Consider the following 18,737-nt stretch of genomic DNA (forward strand, 5'->3'; position numbering starts at 1 on the left):
TTTCTCGTTGTCATAGCATCAATCAAAATATCAATACTATGGTCAAAAACATCCTTTTGATTCGGCATGCCGAAGCCGGATTTGGTTCAAGTCAAGAAAAAGACTTCCAAAGAAAACTTACTACAAAAGGTAGGAGTCAGGCGACAATATTGGGCGAATATGTAAATGCTCTGCCTTTAAGGCTCGATGCTTTTTATGTAAGTCCTGCCACAAGAACGCTTACTACTTGTGCACTTGTCAACGAGCAGCTAGAATATGAGCCAAGAATTATGGATGCAGAAGAGCTATATGAAGCCACAGAAAATTTGATGAAGGCTTTTTTGAAAAGAATCGACCCATTATTTAAAACAATTGCCATTGTAGCGCATAATCCAGCTATCGCACAAGTCTACTCTTATCTGACCATGGATTTTAAAGATTTCTACCCAGGTACTTGCGCATGGTTAGAATTAACCGTAGACGATTGGAAACATACATCTTCTAACGTTGGCATTGAAAAGGATTACTATTACCCGGGTATGAGCCGATGAAGTCTTGGAAATTTTTCTCTTTTTAATGAAGAGTCATTCAGGAAAATGATATTAATTTTGGCGCATGGCGTCATTAGGTAGACATATCATTGTGGAGTATTATGACTGTGCTCCAGAAGCTCTGAACGATGTAACTCATATTGAAAAGAGTATGGAGGGAGCCGCTGTTGAAGCAGGGGCTACTATCATTAACTCCACATTCCATCACTTTTCTCCTTATGGAGTGTCTGGAGTAGTGGTTATAGAAGAAAGTCATTTGGCTATTCACACATGGCCGGAATACGGGTATGCTTCGGTAGATTTATTTACTTGTGGCGAATCTGTTGATCCTTGGGTTTCTTATCAATATTTAAAAGAAGCCTTTAAAGCAGCTCACGGTTCCGCTGTTGAGTTGAAACGAGGTGAACTGGCACTTCTATCCAAGAAGGATTTCGATATTCATCAATTAAGAGACGAAAAGAGTACTGATGCTGGCGAGCCTATTCGTACAAGAGATGTATGGTTTACCGAACGTGATGATAAGATTGCACTTTCCATGAAACACAATGGCAAGTTATACGATCAGCAATCGGCCTTTCAGCGTGTAGAAGTTTACGAAACACAGGCCTACGGTAATATGCTAACCTTGGATGGGATGGTTATGACTACGGAGAAAGATGAGTACGTCTATCATGAAATGATAGCGCATGTGCCTGTACTAACACATCCAAATCCTAAGCGCGTACTGATCATTGGAGGAGGAGATGGCGGAACTGCTCGAGAGATATTAAGGCATACCGATTTGGAAGAGGTGGTGATGGTAGAAATTGACGAAAAGGTGATAGAGGCTTGCAAGCTTCACCTGCCAAACATTGCTTCGGCCTTAGATGATCCAAGACTTGACCTTATTGTGGATGATGGGATTAAATATGTAAATGAAGCACCTGATGGTAGTTTCGATGTTGTGATTGTCGACTCAACCGATCCTGTTGGACCAGCGGAAGGTTTGTTCTCCATCGACTTTTATAAAGAGGTATATAGAATATTATCTCCGAATGGCGTAATGGTTACCCAAAGTGAATCCCCAAGATTTAATAATAAAGTCTTTAAAGAAGTTTATCAGGTATATCGATCGATTTTTGGATTGGATAAAGTTCACTGTTATTTGGCTTATATTCCTACCTACCCAACTGGAATGTGGTCTTTCTCCTATAGCACAAAAGGAGCGTCGCACCCATTGAAAGGGTTCGATTTAAATAAGAGCAAGGAATTTGCAGAAAAGAATGGTTTAAACTACTATAATGAAGATGTTCATTCGGCCGCATTTGCTTTGCCTAACTTTGTGAAACAAATGATTGATCAATGAGCGCAATAGATGGTTTCAACCCGAATGGTGTTGGTGTAAAAGGAACGCTCTTTGGACTTCCGTTCAATACTGACAACGCCAAAGTAGTAGTAATTCCTGTTCCATGGGATGTCACTGTTTCTTATGGTTCAGGCACCGCTCATGCGCCCATGGCAATTTTGGCCGCATCATCACAAATTGATTATGAAATCCCTGATATTCCTGACGCTTGGAAGTTGGGAGTGGCTATGGCCGAAATCCCAGATGTTTGGTATTCACTGGCAAAGACACTAAGGCCAAAAGCTGAGCAGTACATTACTTGGTTAGAAAATGGAAGTACCTCTGATTTGGAGTCTGATATGAAAAATATATTGGATGAGATCAATCGAGAATGTGATCAATTAATGACTTATGTAGAGCAAGAGTCTAATTACTGGCATAAGCAGGGTAAAATGACTGTTTTATTGGGGGGCGATCATAGTACACCTCTTGGGCATATTCAGGCTTGTGCAGCGCGCGAGGGGAGTATTGGCGTATTGCAAATAGACGCTCATGCAGATTTAAGAAATGCTTACGAGGGTTTTAAATATTCTCATGCTAGCATAATGCGAAATGTGATTCAGAATGAGGCAATAACTCATTTAGTACAAGTCGGTATTCGTGATTATTGTAAGGAAGAAGCTGATGTTGTTACGGCAAGTAATGGACGCGTTGTTAGTTTTTACGATCAGCACCTTAAAGCAGCACATTATCAAGGGATTAACTGGGAAAAGCAATGCAATGAAATTGTGGCTGCTTTGCCTCAAAAGGTCTATATCTCATTCGATATTGATGGTCTTGATCCAAAGCTGTGTCCAAATACGGGTACACCAGTACCGGGCGGTTTTGAGCTAGATCAAGTCAATTTTTTATTCATGAAAATAAAGGAGAGCGGTCGAAAAATCGTAGGAGCAGATCTAACAGAAGTATCACCAGGTACTAATGAATGGGATGCTAATGTGGGCGCGAGAGCCTTATACAATCTTGTAAACCTATTTCACTAGACCATTAGTCTCTACAGTTTCCAGAACCTAAGTCTTCTTTATTCGGGTTGAACGCGTTTTCTCTTGTCAAAAACTCACCAACAAAATCTTGATTATTAATAAGATCAGAAATAACGCAGAAGTCACTCAGCAGTGGATTGTTTATAAAAACTACTCTACTAGAACTATTTAAACTTTGCAAGGCATCTATATTTTCCAAATTCTCATTTGAGGAGATTACTAAATCTTCAACCGTATTGACATTATTAAGTCCGTCCAAGTTTCTGAGGTTAGAAGCGAGCCCAATCACCAATTCGGTACTCACACTTCTAAGGTTTTCCAAGCCACTGAGGTCGGTAATAGGTATTAGCGCAATATCTAAAGATTCAAGTTCAGTGATTCCCTGAAGGCCGTCCAAACTACTAAGTTTTTCGTTTGCTTGAATAACTAGCCTTTTTAATGAATTTATACCAGAAAGTCCCGAAATACTCTCTAAAGCTGGGTTTTGGTTAATGAAAACACCAAAACCTAGCTCATTTAGACGCTCAAAACCATCTAAGCTCATAAGCCCTATGTTAGAATATACTCTTAGCTCTGATAAACTGTTTACACTTTCAAAACCAGTTAGGTTTGACAGTAGGGGATTAAAAGAGATATCTAAAATACCTTCAACTACACTTAATTCATTGATGCCGTTAGTGGCTATGAGGCTTTGATTGTTAAAGATTCTAAAATCACCACCAATAGATCGTAAACTTCCTAAGCCTTCAAGGTTTGATAATAGGTTATTGTCTTCAATTCTAAAATCTCCTAATATTTCCTCAAGCTTATTAAGCCCTGTCAATGAAGTAATGGAACTACTCTTAATTGTTATGTCCAAGTCAACCGATATTAAATCAGCCAATGGACTTAAGTCTGTAATTGGATCATCAGTACTTATCGACTCAATGGCCAGATTTCCTTTAATGATTTGGTATCCATTCATACCAAAAGCGTCAACTTCTTCTTGACTAGTTAGATAAATACTTTCTTCAATGGTTGGATTTGAGTCGTTGTTAGAACAGCTGTTTAATAACAGGGCTAAAAACAATATGCAGGCTGAATACTTGAAGGTTGATTTCATTATTTCAATAATATTTGATTTAATCTAGGTTTTATAATCGGCTTACGAAACAATAATTACACCAGAAATAAGATAATATCTTATGAGGGGAATTTCTTTCTAGAAGCTATCTACCGAAAGTAAAACCGCTCAATCCCATTTGTGCTAGTTGCTTAAGAATGAACGTGACGAATTCGTTGGGTGTTCCTGGCTCTGCTTTAATTACAATTCGTGTATTCTTAGTCGTTACATTTCTATAAGCCAATCTTTCTATTTCTTCGAATAAAACAGCCTCTAGACTATTGATCGGAACATTATCTCCTTTAAATTCTAAGAGCCTTTTCTCTGTAAGTATCAGTTCGAACTTGGAAAAATTAGAAGAGAATAGTTGGTAATAGGTAAACAGGGCAATATTCACCTGCGAAGCTTCATTGAGTGAGAGGATATCAATATTGGAGATGAATTCTTCGAAAGGGTTTTTGTCTATTACACCCTGAATGCCAAGGTCTAAGGGGTTTACGGATTCTTCAATGGCTGATAGTTTATCGTAGATAGCAGTTGTGCTATTGAGTTCTTCCTTTGTCAAAACCTGATTAGAAACTAATGTCTTTTTGAATTTTTGAAGTATTTGATCGACATCGATATCGAAATTGGCATCACTGTACGCACGTTGAATGGATTTTGAGATGGGTTCCTTGGCTTGAGAAACGATCAGCACAAAACAAATGATGAAAGCAGGAAGGATAATTAGTAGTTTCTTCTTCATATCATAAATAAACTAATTAATTAGTTATGACAATAAGGAAAATAGAATTTTCAACAGATCTCTCTAATCGTTATCACAGTCTTCGTCAATAATTTCCTGTAGGGTAGGGTTCTCGGCATTATCGGCAATTACGATTGGTAATTCTGTTCCTTCGGCTTCTACAAATTCTTGTAGTTGACAAAAGTCGTCCAAGAATGCATTGTCTCGAATAGATAATTCTCCGGTAATCTCATCTAAGTTTACGAGCCCATCTAAACTCATAAGAATTGTATTTGAATGAATTTGTGCCCAAGCAACCGTAGTCAAGCTTTCAAGGCCTGTTAATGATTCAATGTTTGTTCCCGTAATGCTAAGGAAGCCGTTGACACTTTGTAAAGAGATTAGGCCCCCAAGGCTACCTAGAAATGGGTTACCATTAATAATAAGGTTAGCAGAAATGGTATTGACATTACTCAAACCAATAAGACTAATCAGTTTAGTGTTATCTGTCACTTCAACTGTGGAAAGCGCGGTGAGTTGTGAAAGTGTATTGAAGTTTTGTAGTTCAGCGTTGCGCGCTATTGATAGTGCATTTAAGCTCTTAAGGTTTTCAAGGCCATCGAAGTTTATGAGTAGGGGGTTGTCATGAATGAAAAGCGAGCCACTAATTTCTTGTAATTGATTAAGTCCATTCAATTCTACTAAGTTGGTATTGGCTATTTCTAATATTCCTTGAATGTTTGTAAGACTCGCTGGGTTAATCACCGTAATATTCGATTCCTGGCCATCGTTTGAACCAATTCTAACATCACCGATTACAGTGGTATAACCTTCCACGATAAAATCGTCTAGTGCTTCCTGAGTATTTAAAAACAAATCGCCCCTAAAGACGAGTTCCGTTTGAGGTGGGTCATCAGAACTGCAAGCTGAAATAGATGCCAAAAAGATGACTAGTGTAAGGAAATTACCGATTCTCTTTTTCAATGAAATATTCTTAAGGTTAGCTATGGTATAACTGTGTGTTCGCTTATAGTAACGCAATTCGAATGCATTTCTTTTACTCTTTTTATAGGGTTTTAGTGTGCCAGACATTAAACTTCGCCTGAAGTTTAACGCCAATCTGGACTAAAAAAGTCGGACCACTTACCGTTCTACATAAGAAGTCTACTAATCGCATAGGGTATAGGCACAATTATATCATTCCGTTTGTATGACGGCTTCATAAGCACTATTATGCGTGCTGAATTAAAACGAGGTTACATTGGAAGTTATAGAAACCGCAGTACGGGATTTTAGTAATTGGATTTGGGGCATACCATTGCTCATCTTAGTGATGGGAGGAGGACTGTTCTTTATGGTTTACTCAAAGTTCACCCCTTTTCTTTATTTCCGACATGCCATTAATGTATTGCGTGGTAAATACGACGAAGATGATAAAGAGGGTCAAATAAGCCACTATGAAGCACTTTCTACGGCCATAGCCTCTACAGTTGGTATGGGCAATATAAGTGGTGTTGCGGTGGCCATTACCGCTGGTGGTCCAGGTGCTATTTTCTGGATGTGGGTCTCCGCATTCTTCGGAATTGCGACAAAATACTTTACATGTACACTGGCTGTAATGTACCGTGGTAAAGATTCTGATGGTGAAGTACGTGGTGGACCGATGTATGTTATTACTGAAGGGCTGGGACAAAAGTGGAAACCCTTAGCTGTTTTCTTCTGTATTTTCGCGCTAGTAGGGGCTTTGCCGATTTTTCAAGCCAATCAATTGACTGCTGCTTTAAACACCATTTTAGGGCCAGCTGTGGGTTACGACACAGCGTCTTCATTTTCGTTCTTAGGGGCTAATATTTCTTATGCTTCACTTATTACTGGCTTAGTGCTGATGGTATTAGTTTCTACCGTGATCTTCGGAGGAATTAAAAAGATTAGTAAGGTAGCTTCCAAGTTAGTGCCAGCCATGGTAGTGATTTACTTCATTTTAGTAATTTTTATTTTGCTTCAAAACATTGCGGCAATTCCCGGTATTTTCGGTTCTATCATTGAAGAAGCATTTACAGGAAATGCTATTCTTGGTGGTGGTTTAGGTGCTATTATTATACAAGGTGCTCGAAGAGCGGCTTTCTCAAATGAAGCTGGAATTGGTACAGCACCAATGGTTCATGGAGACACTAAAACAGACGAACCAGTTAGAGAGGGTCTTGTTGCCATGCTCGGGCCTGCTATTGATACTTTAATTGTATGTACGCTTACTGCTTTAGTAATCCTAAGTACGGGAGTTTATGAACCATATTTAGGAAAAGGTGTAGAGGGAATACCTGTAACTCTTGAAGCTTTTAACTTGGCTATTCCAGGTGGGGCAGGAGGATATTTACTTGGCCTATGTATTATGATTTTTGCGATATCTACTTTGCTCTCATACTCATATTATGGCGTAAAATGTATGTCATTTATGTTCGGAGCTGAAAAAGGCAAGCTTTATAACTACATCTACATTGGTACTATTATGCTAGGGTCAGTAGCATCTCTTGACTTTGTATTTACACTAATTGACAGCAGTTTCGCGTTGATGGCGATACCTACAATTCTATCGGCAATATTACTTGCACCGAAAGTGAAAGCAGCTTCTAAAGATTATTTTAAAAGACTTAAAAGTGGGGAAATGAGCTAATTACTCTCTTGGCTTTCTTCTGATAATTTGATCAATAGTTTGCGGAAACGTCTAGTATTATAATTGGCCATTCCCGTATGTCTTACAACAACTTCTCCCTTTGGAGAAATAACAAAAGTAGAAGGCACATAGCCAGTTTCGTACATGTCAGGTAGTCTACCAATCGTTTTATGAATTGGAAGATCAAAACCTTTTTTGTCAACCCATTTTATAGCAGTTTCCATATCACGATCCTCTGATATCATCAAGTACTCGATATTATCATAATCTACTAGTTTCTTCTTTAGACTGTTAATGCTTGGCATTTCTGCCACACAAGGTGGGCACCAGGTTGCCCAGATATTGATAAAAATAGTCTTTCCTTTAAGAGTACTCACATCTATAATATTCCCATCACGATCGGTTACTTTGAAGTCTAAATCTGCACTAAAGACAGCTGTTTCATCTAGCTCGGATGCACTCACAATGCCAGTTTCAAGAAATACCTGCTGTACTTTTCCAAAAACCTCTGCTTGTGCTCCCGTAATATAAATGATAGCGAAAATGGAGACGATTACCGTTAATTCGATAATGTCTCTTTTAGTCACTTTAGCTTTTTTGGGCTTCTTCATACCATTATGTTACATCAAATCTACTGAAGTAGTTCAGTTTAAGAAAAGTAATTTGTCAGCAACACAACGAAAATAATTGAAACCTTCATGCATTGTCCTTGTTATTGTTGAATATCGCGACAGAAATTGTATCGAAGCGAAAACCTTATTAGAGCAAACGTAAAATGAGATTATTTAAAAAACTTTTTGTCATCCTGATTATTATTTCGGCAGTATGGTCTTGTGGCCAAGAAGAAGGGGTGTCTTTTGAGAACCTTGAAGATGGACAGGAAGTAAATAGCCCATTTTTAGTAAAAATGGGTATTAGTGGAATGGAAGTTCAGCCAGCTGGTGAAGTAGTAAAAGGCACTGGACACCATCATATGATTATTGACGGAGGGTTCATTAAAACAGGTGATCCTGTACCAGCAAACAGTACGCATATCCACTATGGAAAAGGACAACTAGAAGCTGAACTTGAATTGGCTCCTGGAAAGCATACATTAACGCTCCAATTTGCAAATGGAATTCACCAATCTTATGGTGAAGCGTGGAGCAAAACCATTACGATAACCGTAAAATAAATTCTTGAAAAAGATAGTTGCAGATGGTGCGCCTAAAGCGCTCGGACCTTATGTTTCCGCTGTCAGAACAGGGAATTTAATTTTCTGTTCTGGGCAAACAGGGATTAACCCAGAAACGGGTAGGGTAGAAAAGACCTGTGTTGAAGGACAGACTAAACAGGTAATGAGAAACTTAAAAGCTGTACTTGAGTCACAGGGCCTAACGCTTCAAGATATCGTTAAATGCAACGTATACCTGAGTGATATGGCCAATTTCGAGAAGATGAACATTGTTTATGGTGAAATGTTAGAAGGTCATACGCCTGCTAGAACCACTGTGGCTGTAGCAGGGCTTCCTTTAAATGCTCTTGTAGAAATTGAATGTATCGCCGAGCTTAAATGGCTACTTTATTCTTTTTAGTCCTTCTTTAGCCAATTGCATTTTTGGATCATCCTTTAAGGAGTCATTGTAATACTTTTTGGCTTTAGGCTTATTGCCCATTTTTTCGTAGATCATGCCTAATCGCATTTTTGCTGCTGCGTAAGACGGTGCACCTTCTTGAATCGGTAGTGTTAAATAACGTTCTAAAGATTGAATTCCTAATTCCGTTTTTTCACCTGATAAAGCACTTGTACGTCCAAATTGATAAAGCGCATTCGTGTTTTCAGGTTGAGCAACTTGCAAAGCCACAAAGTGCTTAAAAGCTTTATCATACATTTTTTGATTTTGATAAAATGTACCAAGAGAAGTCGCATATCGACTATCGAGTGAAACAAGCTTAATCAGCGCCTCTTCAGCCTTACCATATTCCTCTTTCTTTTGATAAACAGTTGAGAGTGCTAGATAGCCTTCTTTTTCATTAAAGCTTTTTATCGTGTTAGCCGTCACAAGTGCTTTGTCTACACTACCCCCCATAAATGATGGGGCTTGCGTATAGTATTGAATTAAGCCTTTTTGGGCGTCAAGATTTTGAGGATCAATCGCAATTGCCTTTTCATAGTTCTTTCTGATTTTTGGAGCGATAAATCCTTGTCTTATCTTACTTGAATTTTGAGCATAAACACCATAGGCATTGCCAAGCCAGGTGAAGTAATCTGAATTTTGATCGTTTCGTTTAATTATAGTTTTGAAATGATCAATGGCTTTACTGTAGTCGTCGGCATCGAAGGCAATTCTTCCTAAATAATATTGCGCCTCTTCATAATCTGCTGAACGAGACTTTACCTCCTGGAGTATCCCTTTGGCGGACTTTGATTCTCCGTTGTTATAAAGTTTGATGGCTTCTTGAAGATTTTGAGCTATTCCCGAAGTAGATAATAGCACTAAGGAGATGTAAATAATTGACCGTTTCATGACTTGAGCTTTACAATCAGATGCATTATTCTATCAAAAGGTTGTCTAAGTTCCTATCTGAAGGTCACAGTCTAGAAAGTAAGGACATAAAAAAACTGCCTCACTATATCCTAAAAGTAGTGAGGCAGTTTATGAATTTTTAAATTGACCTAGTTTCCGTCAGGAAGATCAATCTCAACGTTATTTCTATAATCACCTAAAAGGTGTTCCGCAAAGAAATACCACATCATTTGTTCATAGTAGTTACGCTTGCTACCGTACCCATGTCTTGCACCTGGAATAGGCATGTAATCAAAACGTTTTCCTGCTTTCATTAACTCATTAGCAAGTCTTAAACTGTTAGCTGGGTTCACGTTATTGTCTCGTGTACCATGCGTGATCAGTAGGTGACCTTTAAGGTTTTTAGCTATCGATGGATTGGTTTTTACTTTTGCTTTCCAAGTAGTTTCAGTGTACTCATTTCCATCTTCATCTTTTTTCTTCTTGTCAACTCGTGTAACACCATTGTGCGTTTCGCCCCACCACTTATTGTATACATTATTGTCATGGTTACCAGCTGAAGATGCAGCAGCATCGTAGAAATCAGGATACATTAACATAGCAGCGGTAGACATAAATCCACCTCCAGAGTGACCAAAAATCCCCACGTTATCTATGTCAATAAAGTCATGTCTGTCGGCGAGTATTTCTATCGATCGCTTATCATCTGCTAAGGCATAATCTCTTAAATTTTCGTAGCCATACGTATGGTAGTATTTGTCTCTCATTGGGCTACCACCTCTATGGCCCATACTTACGACTATAAAGCCTAACTGAGCAAGTGCTGTATTGTAACCTGATGTTATACTAAAATCATTGCCAAAAGACTCTACTTGAGGTCCAGGGTATACATATGAGATAATAGGATACTTTCTAGTGGAGTCGAAATCGAATGGCTTGAACATAACACCATAAAGATCTGTGATACCATCGTCAGCCTTCATCGTAAAACGTTCTGGCATTTTCCAGCCAGCTTCGTATAGTAATGAAAGGTCGGCTGATTCAAGCTCCATAATTACGTTTCCATTGCTGTCTTTAAGCAAAGATTTTGGAGCAACATCAGTAGCCGAATAATTATCTACATAGTACTTTGCAGATTTAGACATGTTCATGGAGTGATTTGCAGCTTCAGTACTTACAGCTTTGAAACCTGAACCATTTAAGTTTGCCTTGTACATTAACGCGTAGTAAGGATCAACACCTTGCTCTCTGCCACGTCCTGCGAAATATACTTTTCTACCTACCGTATCAACTTGCTGAATTCGTCCTGTTACGAAGTAGCCGCTGTTAGTAATCTTATTTTTTAAAGCCCCAGAATTACCATCATATAAATACAATTGGCCCCAACCATTTCTCTCAGACCACCAAATAAGCTCTTCACCTTCGTTTAGAATCGACAATTGAACATTTGGAGAATAGAAATAAGGATAATTAGCATCTGTAAATAGCTCTTTCACATCGCCAGTTGCTGTATTGATTGAAACAACATCTAGTGAATCGCTAGTTCTATTCATTCTAGTAGCAAATAGTCTATCCGATGTCTTGCCAGGTAGGTACGTACTAACGGTCTGATCGATGTATTTGTCCATGTTTACATCGATTCTCTTTTTACTCGGTACTTCGAAAATAGACAGATGTGCTTGTGGTACATCTTTTTCGCCAGGCATGGCATATTTATAAATTTCAACTTCTGGTCTTGGGTTGCTCAAGTCATCTATAACAAACAACTCTTTAACTTTCCTAGAGTCAGATCGCGTTACGTAGAATTTTGATTCGTCTTTGAACCATCGAACACCTGCACGGAAACGCTTATCTTTTGTGGTATCGCCTCGGTCGAAACCATAGCTAAACCATCTTTCCCCATCGTCAGCCAAAAGAATTTCAGTCGAATCAGGGTCGTTGGCTTTCATCATATACAAATCATAATTTTTTGCATAGGTGATGTAAGTACTATCAGGGGAGTATCCTGCCCAATTATTACGCTTTTCAGCTTTTTCAGTAGAGTCACCTTTGGTGATCATTTTAGAATTCACATCGAAGTGAAAGTCAATACTATCCACCATAAAAGTAAACGTCTTATTATCATCTTCTAGCTTCCAACCTTTTAAATCTAGATTTCTATGATCCCAAGGTTTACTGGTCAATTCAGAAAGCTGAGCTGCAAAATCTAGGTTGTCGAAGAGTTTCGTTTTCGATTTTTTAGCCGGATCGACCATATAGAAGTTCTTTCCATTAGTAGTAGTATATGTATACCAGAACTTGTCGCTGTCTTTTAGCCAACGCGGGAATACTCGCGTGGATTTCAGCATTTTCCTGATATTGGATGATTTGAATTTCTCAGCTGCCTTGAAATTCGCCTTATGCTGCTGTGATAGTGCAGTTAAGGAAAAAGCCATTAATATGGCTAAGACTATAGTTTTTTTCATGGTCGAATTTATTTGTACTATAAGTTTAGAGCCAGTAAGCCATTAATGCAACCTGTTTCTGCCATATACACTAATACTGGGATGAACGGAAATAAAAAGGCCCTAATCCGATTTGTCAGATTAGGGCCTTCAGACTCTTGTGTTTTTTAATTACATCTTGATTGGCATCTCAGCAATTGTGTTTTGCCATCCAATCATAAGGTGCAAGCCACCTTCAACTTCTTTGAACATCATTGAAAGTGCTTCAATGCTGTCATCAGACTTGCTTACAGGTCCATCTACACGTGCTACTTCTTTACTATTTTTCAATGCAAAGTTACCCCAAGTGTTAAGCTTAGAATGTAGTACGAAAGTCCACTTGTCAGCACTCGGCATAGCAAATAAGCTATAAGTACCAGCACTTACTTTTGTATCTCCGATAGTTACATCTTGGTAAAAAGTGATTTCATTGGCTTCATTTGCACCCATTCTCCACATTTTTCCGTTGACTATTTTGCCCATCATATCTCTTCCTTTCAACTGCGGACGACTGTAGACTAGTTTTACTTTAGCGGCAACGTAGTCACCACCTCTTAAATCAGAAAGAGGAACGTTACCCGGGTAAAATACTTTGTCCATTGGACTTGGGTCAAGGCCAGGAAATTTTTGTGCTTGAGCGTTCACCGCAACGAAAGCTAAAGTAAGTGCTACTAAAAAAAATGATCGTTTCATGTTTAATATTTAGTTTGAGTTAATTCTCTGTTTATAACTGATATTTCAGAATAAAGTTCGAAGCTAATTAATAGAAGAATATGTAAGAGATGATAATGGCAGCGATTACGCCCACTAAGTCAGCTACAAGACCAGCGGTTGCCGCATATCGCGAGTTTTTAATTTTTACAGCACCGAAATAAACAGCCAAAACATAAAAAGTTGTTTCAGTTGATCCTTGTAAAACACTTGCTACTCTACCAGGAAAGGAATCGACACCAAAGTTGGTATAAGTTTCTAGCATTGCGGCTCTAGCACCAGAGCCACTCAAAGGTTTCATCCATGCTACGGGCAATGCATCTACGAAGTCTGTATTTATACCTAAGAGTTCAAAGAAAGCTCTAAAACCGTCATTTACGTAGTCTAAAGCTCCAGATGCTCTGAAAACACCAATAGCAACCAGAATGCCAACAAGGTAGGGGATGATCTTAATAGCGACATTAAACCCATCTCTACCACCATCGATCAGCGCCTCATAAACATTCACTTTCTTGCGTGCGGCCATTACGATAAACGTCAAAATGATTGACATTAAAATTATAGCAGCTAAAACATTAGAGATCGTAGTGACTTGTTCTTGAGGAATTGACTGAAAATAAAGGAGTGCGGCGACTATTATTACAGTCAAGCTACCTACATAGGCCAGGATAACTTTATTGAATAGGTTGATTTTTTGGAATATGGAAACGGTTATTAGACCAGCAATAGTTGAGAAGTAAGTGGCTAAAAGGATTGGGATAAAAATATCCGCTGGGTTTGCTGCTCCTTCCGTGGCGCGATACGCCATAATAGAAACTGGTATGAGGGTTAGGCCAGACGTATTCAAAACCAAGAACATGATTTGAGCATTCGAAGCACGTTCTTTTATAGGGTTTAGTTCTTGTAAGCCTTCCATTGTTTTTAGGCCAAGGGGAGTGGCAGCATTATCTAGGCCGAGGAAGTTCATCGAGAAATTCATAAGCATTGGGCCAAATACAGGATGGTCTTTGGGTACTTCTGGGAATATTTTGGTAAAAAGCGGACTGATAAATCGAGCCATTACCGCTACAACGCCTCCTTTCTCTCCAATTCTCATAATTCCCATCCAAAGGGTTAGTGCTCCAGTAAGGCCAATAGAAATTTCGAAACCAGTTTTGGCCATGTCGAAGGTGCTTTGAAGCATTTGAGGAAATACTTCGGTATCACCAAAGAAAATCAGGCGTATGAGCGCTACGACGAAGGCAATGATAAAGAAGCCAATCCAAATGTAATTCAGGGCCATAGGACAATCTTAAGGAAATAAATTTAAAATATGTGCCGTTGCTATCCCTGCGGTTTCCGTTCTTAAGCGACTTTTACCAAGAGAAACCTTCTTGAATCCATTATTAATGGCCATTTCTACTTCTTGAGCATTAAAATCACCTTCTGGGCCAATCATGACTAAATCATTACCTGTAACCAGATCCTTTAGCTCGCTGGGGTTCTCAAAGTCGACGAACGCTATGAACTTCGATCCTTGATGTTCTTTGGTAACAAATTCCTGAAAGGGCCTTAGCTCATCCAATATGGGCAGTGTAGCTTTTATGGATTGCTTCATCGCGCTGATCGCTTTTTTTACCAATCGATCAGTTTTAAGGAATTTTCTTTCGGAGTTTTTAGTAAGGATGAAAGAGATTCTATCGATGCCAATTTCAACAGCTTTTTCTACAAACCACTCCGTGCGATCGAGGTTTTTGGTTGGGGCGATGGCTATATGTCTGTAGCCATTCCTTGAACTTTCTTTTTCTTGGCTAGTGATTTCGAACTCGCATTTTCTGAAATTATCATTTGAGATAGTGGCCTTGTAAAAAGTGCCTTTACCATCAATAAGGTTAATTTCGTCACCTATTTTGAGTCGCAATACTTTAATAGCATGTCTAGATTCTTCAGCATCTAACTGCTTGACTCCATTAGTGATTTCGGGTTGAAAGAATATTTGCATGACTTCGAATCTCCAAGATAAGTCAATTATTAAAGTGCACCAGAATCTTATGAAGACTTATTTTGACTTGTATTTATAATATCGTTTTTGACCAATGCGATAAGAGTTAATCCGCTATATTCGTTTTAGTGTCGTTCAAAAAATACATAACTCCTAAAGCTTATCGAACAGCTCAATTAGCGCTGAATTTAGCCTTTATTTTAATCTGGTATTTCGCCAACGATGGTTTAGCCTTTTGGGATGATTACACCTACCTCAATTTTGCTAATCAAATCAATGATGGCACTTTTGAAATCACCACAAATCATTTTACGAGTCGCATAGGGCTTTTGTACCCTGTGGCTTGGTTAACGGATGTTTTCGGAGTAAATCAGTATACAGCTGCACTCTACCCGCTTTTGTGTGGATTAATAATAATGAATCTGTTCTTCTGGATAGGAGAAAGGTACGGGCACTGGCTCGGTTTGATCGCCGGATTCCTTTTGCTGGTAGATTATCATACAATCACTTTTACTACGCATTTATTCCCTGAAGTACCTGTTGCTTTAGGCATATTTGGCGCCTTGTTTTGTTATGATATCGTCAATAGGCGAGAGGGAGATTACCGATTGCTCGCTTTACTCTGTGCTACGCTGATATATGGGGCATTTATTATTAAAACAAGCATGTTCATAGTCGGTCCTTTGTTTGTCTTTTTAGTAGTAAATGACTTTTTAAGGCGAAGAAATAAAGGGTTTTGGTATATCACGGTAAGCCTACTTATTTTCTTCTTTCTTATACATGGTTTCTGGTACAAGGAAATGTTTGGCGACTTTTTCTATCGATTCAATAATATCTCTGATAATCACGAACCAACTGTTAAAACCTTTTTTGACAAAGATTCGACTCAGTTAATCAAGCGGTTAACCTATTTGCCATTTCTGGCGTTTATTCGCGGAGGATTTTTCATTCCGCTCGGCTTCGCACTTCCTGCCTTATTTAGCATTAAACGATCGGATTGGAATTTGGACAAACCAGAACGACTATGGTCAGTTGCTGCTATTTTAATTCTTATTTCTTGGTGGTTCATCAGCACAAACTGGAAATATTATAGCCCTATGCCTGTAGAAACAAGGCACATCATGTTCATTATCCCCACTTTACTGATGGCCGGTGCTCACTATTGGTCAGAAAATAATCTATTTCAAAAAGTGATTAATGGTAATTTGAAATGGGTAGTTGTTGCTGCTCTTTTGATTATACCAGCTTATAAAATTGTGAAATCAAATGATCGCAATTTCTCTGAGCTGAGTGAGCTTATTAAAACTGAATTCGTCGATAATAATGAGGCTCAGAACATAATTGCCGATGGTTTAGTATCGTACGGTCACCCATATTTTTATGATTTCGAGGTTAAAGATGACACTTATATGTGGTGGGTGGAATTAGACTTTGATCAAATCGCCCTCGGAGATTATCTGTTGGTCAATCCACCATTCTTGAACGATCGCTATGAAGAGCCTGGCTTCCTCAATTTATTGAGAAACAGTATTGCCACAAAAGGCTGGTTTCTTAAGCAGGTTGGAGATTATGATGCTGTAGAATTATACCAAATAGCTCCACAGGAAGAATAAAGACATAAAAAAAGCCTTTCCGATTTCTCGAAAAGGCTTTCCTAATATCTTAAATCAACTATCCGATTTTTCTTAATTGCTCTTCACCGGCTTTCATGACAGCATAGTCTTTCCATTCTGAAAATTCTTGTGCATCTAACACTTGGTCGGCAGGGCCAACTTCTGGTGGAGCGAAAGTAAAGTCGGAATTCCACCATTCTCTGGCGTATTCTCTTGCTTTGTCTTTATCGATTTCAAATTGAGTGACCTGACCATCACCTACTAGCCAAGGTTTATCCTTAGAGCTATATTTTTGAAAAATCATCGTTCTCATTTTGGTGCCCATTTCGTCATTTTTGTCAAAATGTGCTTTCGAGTAAGCCACTGTTTCTGGCTCAATCATTTTATTATCCCAAAATCTTTTTGATTTGATGATCTGTGAAGATGTAAGTAAGTACCCTTCGCCAAACTCTAGCAAAGAACCCTCGAGCTCACATTGTCGGACTGGTTTCTTCTTCTTTTTTCCGAAACTGAATAATCCCATAGTTGCTTTATATTTTGTTTTTTTAACCGACCGCAATATCAGAATAAAATCCCAATATTTAAATAGCATATCTCTTATACGAGTGTAAACGATTTCTTGATGTAAATTCTTTTATTAAGCGGATTTTAAAGCGGCTATAAGGTCGACATATTGGCCCATGGCATCTTCTTTTGAAAGACCTGTTAATTCTTTCCAGGCATTATGCTTGGCCATACCTTTAAAGTCGAAGCCAGTTGGGGCTTCATTGTTATTGTCCCCTTCAGTGGCTTGCTTATATAAAGAGTAGATTTTTAATAAATCTTGATTGGAGGGTCTTTCCGAAATAGTTTTAGACTCTTTTACTGCGTTTTCGAATGTGGTTTCTAATGACATATGAGTATTTACTCTTAAATTTTCGCCAAATTTATTGAAACTATAGTTCATTGTCTACTTACATGAAAAATAAGCGACGCCACGTTTATGCTTTTGTCATTTTAATTTTCCTTTTCCCAATATTGGTAAATGGACAATCCTATGGTTATTCCACTGAATATCAGGCGGGTGCAAAGCTGAAATTGGTGAGCGCCAGCATGAACATCAATAGTGATTTGGTTAGTACGCCTGATGCAGAATCTGAAGTAGGTTATCAGTTTGGAGGTTTTTTCAGAATCAATGTCAACAAAGTTTATATAGAAGCTGAACTACTTTATTCAAAAATTAAAACACAATTAGTCTTTAATGATTTTGATGGCGTTGTCGGGTTTGATCCTTTAGCTGAATTTGAATTCAACACCATTGAGATTCCCCTGAGTATAGGTTATCGCATTGGTAATTTGAGACTTTTTATGGGGCCATCTCTAAGTAATTTAGTATCTGGCCAAAGATCATTTCTAAATGAGATTGAAAAGGTTACTGATGACTATAACAGAACCAACTTAATGTGGCACTGGGGAATTGGGGGTGACTTTCAACGTGTATTTATAGATATAAATTACGAAACTGGCCTTAGTAAAACGGGGGAGAGCTTAACGAATCTTATTGGACGAGAATTTATCCCTAAACAACGTCAATGGGTTATAAGTGTGGCCTTGAATTTACTTAAGGAATAATACTTCGAACCCAATAAGAGAAACCATCCTGTCGTTGGATTGTATCTTGATTGATGACATTGAAAGTCAAATGGAGTGAGCTGATACCGTCTTTATCATACACTGTGATTATGTTATTTTCTTTCAAGTAATCCATTCTTTGGATAATATCACCACCACCGATTAGGATATTCGCCTCACCATTAGCTAAAAACTCAACCCATTCTTCACAGCTCATTTCTGGATTATTAGCATTATCACACCCATCGATCGTATGAACAAAAGTTGGTTCTTCTGTTTGAAAGAATTCGTCAATTGGACCTTGGTCTTCCTCACACGAGAAAAAAATGACCGCTAAGGATAGCATTAAAATGATTTTGCCCTGCTTCATAATACAACAGACGCTTTTCAATGTAGAATAGTTGCAATCAAAAAAGCCACTCCGAAACGTTCGAAGT

20 protein-coding genes are annotated in these 18,737 nt (G+C 38.5%); 8 read left to right on the top strand and 12 right to left on the bottom strand.

The annotated features are described in order from the left end of the window. Nucleotides 1-38: 38 nt before the first annotated feature. The 3 genes from JXQ92_RS17830 (at nt 39) to JXQ92_RS17840 (ending at nt 2,897) form a co-directional block, all read left to right on the top strand. Complete coding sequence (locus tag JXQ92_RS17830) at nt 39-530, top strand: SixA phosphatase family protein (protein WP_421988003.1); 492 nt, start codon at nt 39-41, stop codon at nt 528-530. Between the two features lie 64 nt (nt 531-594). After that, entirely contained in the window at nt 595-1,875 is a 1,281-nt protein-coding gene (speE, locus tag JXQ92_RS17835) for a polyamine aminopropyltransferase (RefSeq protein ID WP_421988004.1), read from the top strand. Next, the gene (locus JXQ92_RS17840) at nt 1,872-2,897 is read left to right on the top strand and encodes an agmatinase family protein (RefSeq protein ID WP_421988005.1); all 1,026 of its coding nucleotides are present in this window, start codon (nt 1,872-1,874) and stop codon (nt 2,895-2,897) included. The genes speE and JXQ92_RS17840 overlap by 4 nt, the downstream gene beginning before the upstream one ends. 4 nt (nt 2,898-2,901) lie before the next feature. Here JXQ92_RS17840 and JXQ92_RS17845 read toward each other — a convergent pair whose 3' ends face one another. From JXQ92_RS17845 to JXQ92_RS17855, 3 genes are all read right to left on the bottom strand, one after another. Further along, nucleotides 2,902-3,999 (bottom strand): hypothetical protein, encoded by a 1,098-nt coding sequence (locus JXQ92_RS17845; RefSeq protein WP_421988006.1) that lies wholly within the window; start codon nt 3,997-3,999, stop codon nt 2,902-2,904. Nucleotides 4,000-4,105: 106 nt separating this feature from the next. Continuing rightward, nucleotides 4,106-4,744 (bottom strand): hypothetical protein, encoded by a 639-nt coding sequence (locus JXQ92_RS17850; protein WP_421988007.1) that lies wholly within the window; start codon nt 4,742-4,744, stop codon nt 4,106-4,108. Between the two features lie 63 nt (nt 4,745-4,807). Continuing rightward, entirely contained in the window at nt 4,808-5,815 is a 1,008-nt protein-coding gene (locus JXQ92_RS17855; RefSeq protein ID WP_421988008.1) for a hypothetical protein, read from the bottom strand. A gap of 169 nt (nt 5,816-5,984) precedes the next feature. Here JXQ92_RS17855 and JXQ92_RS17860 point away from each other — a divergent pair, with 169 nt between their 5' ends. Beyond that, the gene (locus JXQ92_RS17860) at nt 5,985-7,394 is read left to right on the top strand and encodes an alanine/glycine:cation symporter family protein (RefSeq protein ID WP_421988009.1); all 1,410 of its coding nucleotides are present in this window, start codon (nt 5,985-5,987) and stop codon (nt 7,392-7,394) included. On the opposite strand, the gene JXQ92_RS17865 is transcribed toward JXQ92_RS17860, so the two are convergent. Further along, on the bottom strand, nt 7,391-8,005 hold the full coding sequence (locus JXQ92_RS17865; protein ID WP_421988010.1) for a TlpA family protein disulfide reductase: 615 nt from the start codon (nt 8,003-8,005) through the stop codon (nt 7,391-7,393). The two genes, JXQ92_RS17860 and JXQ92_RS17865, sit on opposite strands and share 4 nt — an antisense overlap. Before the next feature lie 164 nt (nt 8,006-8,169). Here JXQ92_RS17865 and JXQ92_RS17870 point away from each other — a divergent pair, with 164 nt between their 5' ends. Continuing rightward, a complete protein-coding gene (locus tag JXQ92_RS17870; protein ID WP_421988011.1) occupies nt 8,170-8,568 on the top strand; it encodes a DUF4399 domain-containing protein in 399 nt (132 codons plus the stop codon). A 4-nt stretch (nt 8,569-8,572) separates the two neighbouring features. Beyond that, complete coding sequence (locus JXQ92_RS17875; RefSeq protein ID WP_421988012.1) at nt 8,573-8,968, top strand: RidA family protein; 396 nt, start codon at nt 8,573-8,575, stop codon at nt 8,966-8,968. Here JXQ92_RS17875 and JXQ92_RS17880 read toward each other — a convergent pair. From JXQ92_RS17880 to JXQ92_RS17900, 5 genes are all read right to left on the bottom strand, one after another. Next, nucleotides 8,951-9,901: a tetratricopeptide repeat protein gene (locus tag JXQ92_RS17880; protein ID WP_421988013.1), complete on the bottom strand. Its 951-nt coding sequence runs from the start codon at nt 9,899-9,901 to the stop codon at nt 8,951-8,953. The two genes, JXQ92_RS17875 and JXQ92_RS17880, sit on opposite strands and share 18 nt — an antisense overlap. Before the next feature lie 149 nt (nt 9,902-10,050). Beyond that, nucleotides 10,051-12,366 (bottom strand): DPP IV N-terminal domain-containing protein, encoded by a 2,316-nt coding sequence (locus tag JXQ92_RS17885; protein ID WP_421988014.1) that lies wholly within the window; start codon nt 12,364-12,366, stop codon nt 10,051-10,053. A gap of 150 nt (nt 12,367-12,516) precedes the next feature. After that, nucleotides 12,517-13,077: a DUF2911 domain-containing protein gene (locus JXQ92_RS17890; RefSeq protein WP_421988015.1), complete on the bottom strand. Its 561-nt coding sequence runs from the start codon at nt 13,075-13,077 to the stop codon at nt 12,517-12,519. Between the two features lie 67 nt (nt 13,078-13,144). Continuing rightward, nucleotides 13,145-14,377 (bottom strand): nucleoside recognition domain-containing protein, encoded by a 1,233-nt coding sequence (locus JXQ92_RS17895; RefSeq protein WP_421988016.1) that lies wholly within the window; start codon nt 14,375-14,377, stop codon nt 13,145-13,147. A 9-nt stretch (nt 14,378-14,386) separates the two neighbouring features. Beyond that, complete coding sequence (locus JXQ92_RS17900; protein WP_421988017.1) at nt 14,387-15,076, bottom strand: 16S rRNA (uracil(1498)-N(3))-methyltransferase; 690 nt, start codon at nt 15,074-15,076, stop codon at nt 14,387-14,389. A gap of 128 nt (nt 15,077-15,204) precedes the next feature. Here JXQ92_RS17900 and JXQ92_RS17905 point away from each other — a divergent pair, with 128 nt between their 5' ends. Beyond that, nucleotides 15,205-16,689 carry an ArnT family glycosyltransferase gene (locus tag JXQ92_RS17905; protein ID WP_421988018.1) on the top strand — a complete coding sequence of 495 codons (1,485 nt, stop codon included), beginning with the start codon at nt 15,205-15,207 and terminating at the stop codon, nt 16,687-16,689. Between the two features lie 58 nt (nt 16,690-16,747). On the opposite strand, the gene JXQ92_RS17910 is transcribed toward JXQ92_RS17905, so the two are convergent. Further along, entirely contained in the window at nt 16,748-17,212 is a 465-nt protein-coding gene (locus JXQ92_RS17910) for a hypothetical protein (protein ID WP_421988019.1), read from the bottom strand. Between the two features lie 114 nt (nt 17,213-17,326). After that, a complete protein-coding gene (locus JXQ92_RS17915; protein WP_421988020.1) occupies nt 17,327-17,584 on the bottom strand; it encodes an acyl-CoA-binding protein in 258 nt (85 codons plus the stop codon). A 62-nt stretch (nt 17,585-17,646) separates the two neighbouring features. Between JXQ92_RS17915 and JXQ92_RS17920 the strand changes: the two genes are divergently transcribed. Further along, on the top strand, nt 17,647-18,300 hold the full coding sequence (locus JXQ92_RS17920; RefSeq protein ID WP_421988021.1) for an outer membrane beta-barrel protein: 654 nt from the start codon (nt 17,647-17,649) through the stop codon (nt 18,298-18,300). Here JXQ92_RS17920 and JXQ92_RS17925 read toward each other — a convergent pair. After that, complete coding sequence (locus tag JXQ92_RS17925; RefSeq protein ID WP_421988022.1) at nt 18,290-18,646, bottom strand: hypothetical protein; 357 nt, start codon at nt 18,644-18,646, stop codon at nt 18,290-18,292. The two genes, JXQ92_RS17920 and JXQ92_RS17925, sit on opposite strands and share 11 nt — an antisense overlap. Nucleotides 18,647-18,737 lie beyond the last annotated feature (91 nt).

This window comes from Roseivirga sp., from assembly GCF_049099775.1.
In the GTDB taxonomy this organism is placed as follows: domain Bacteria; phylum Bacteroidota; class Bacteroidia; order Cytophagales; family Cyclobacteriaceae; genus Roseivirga.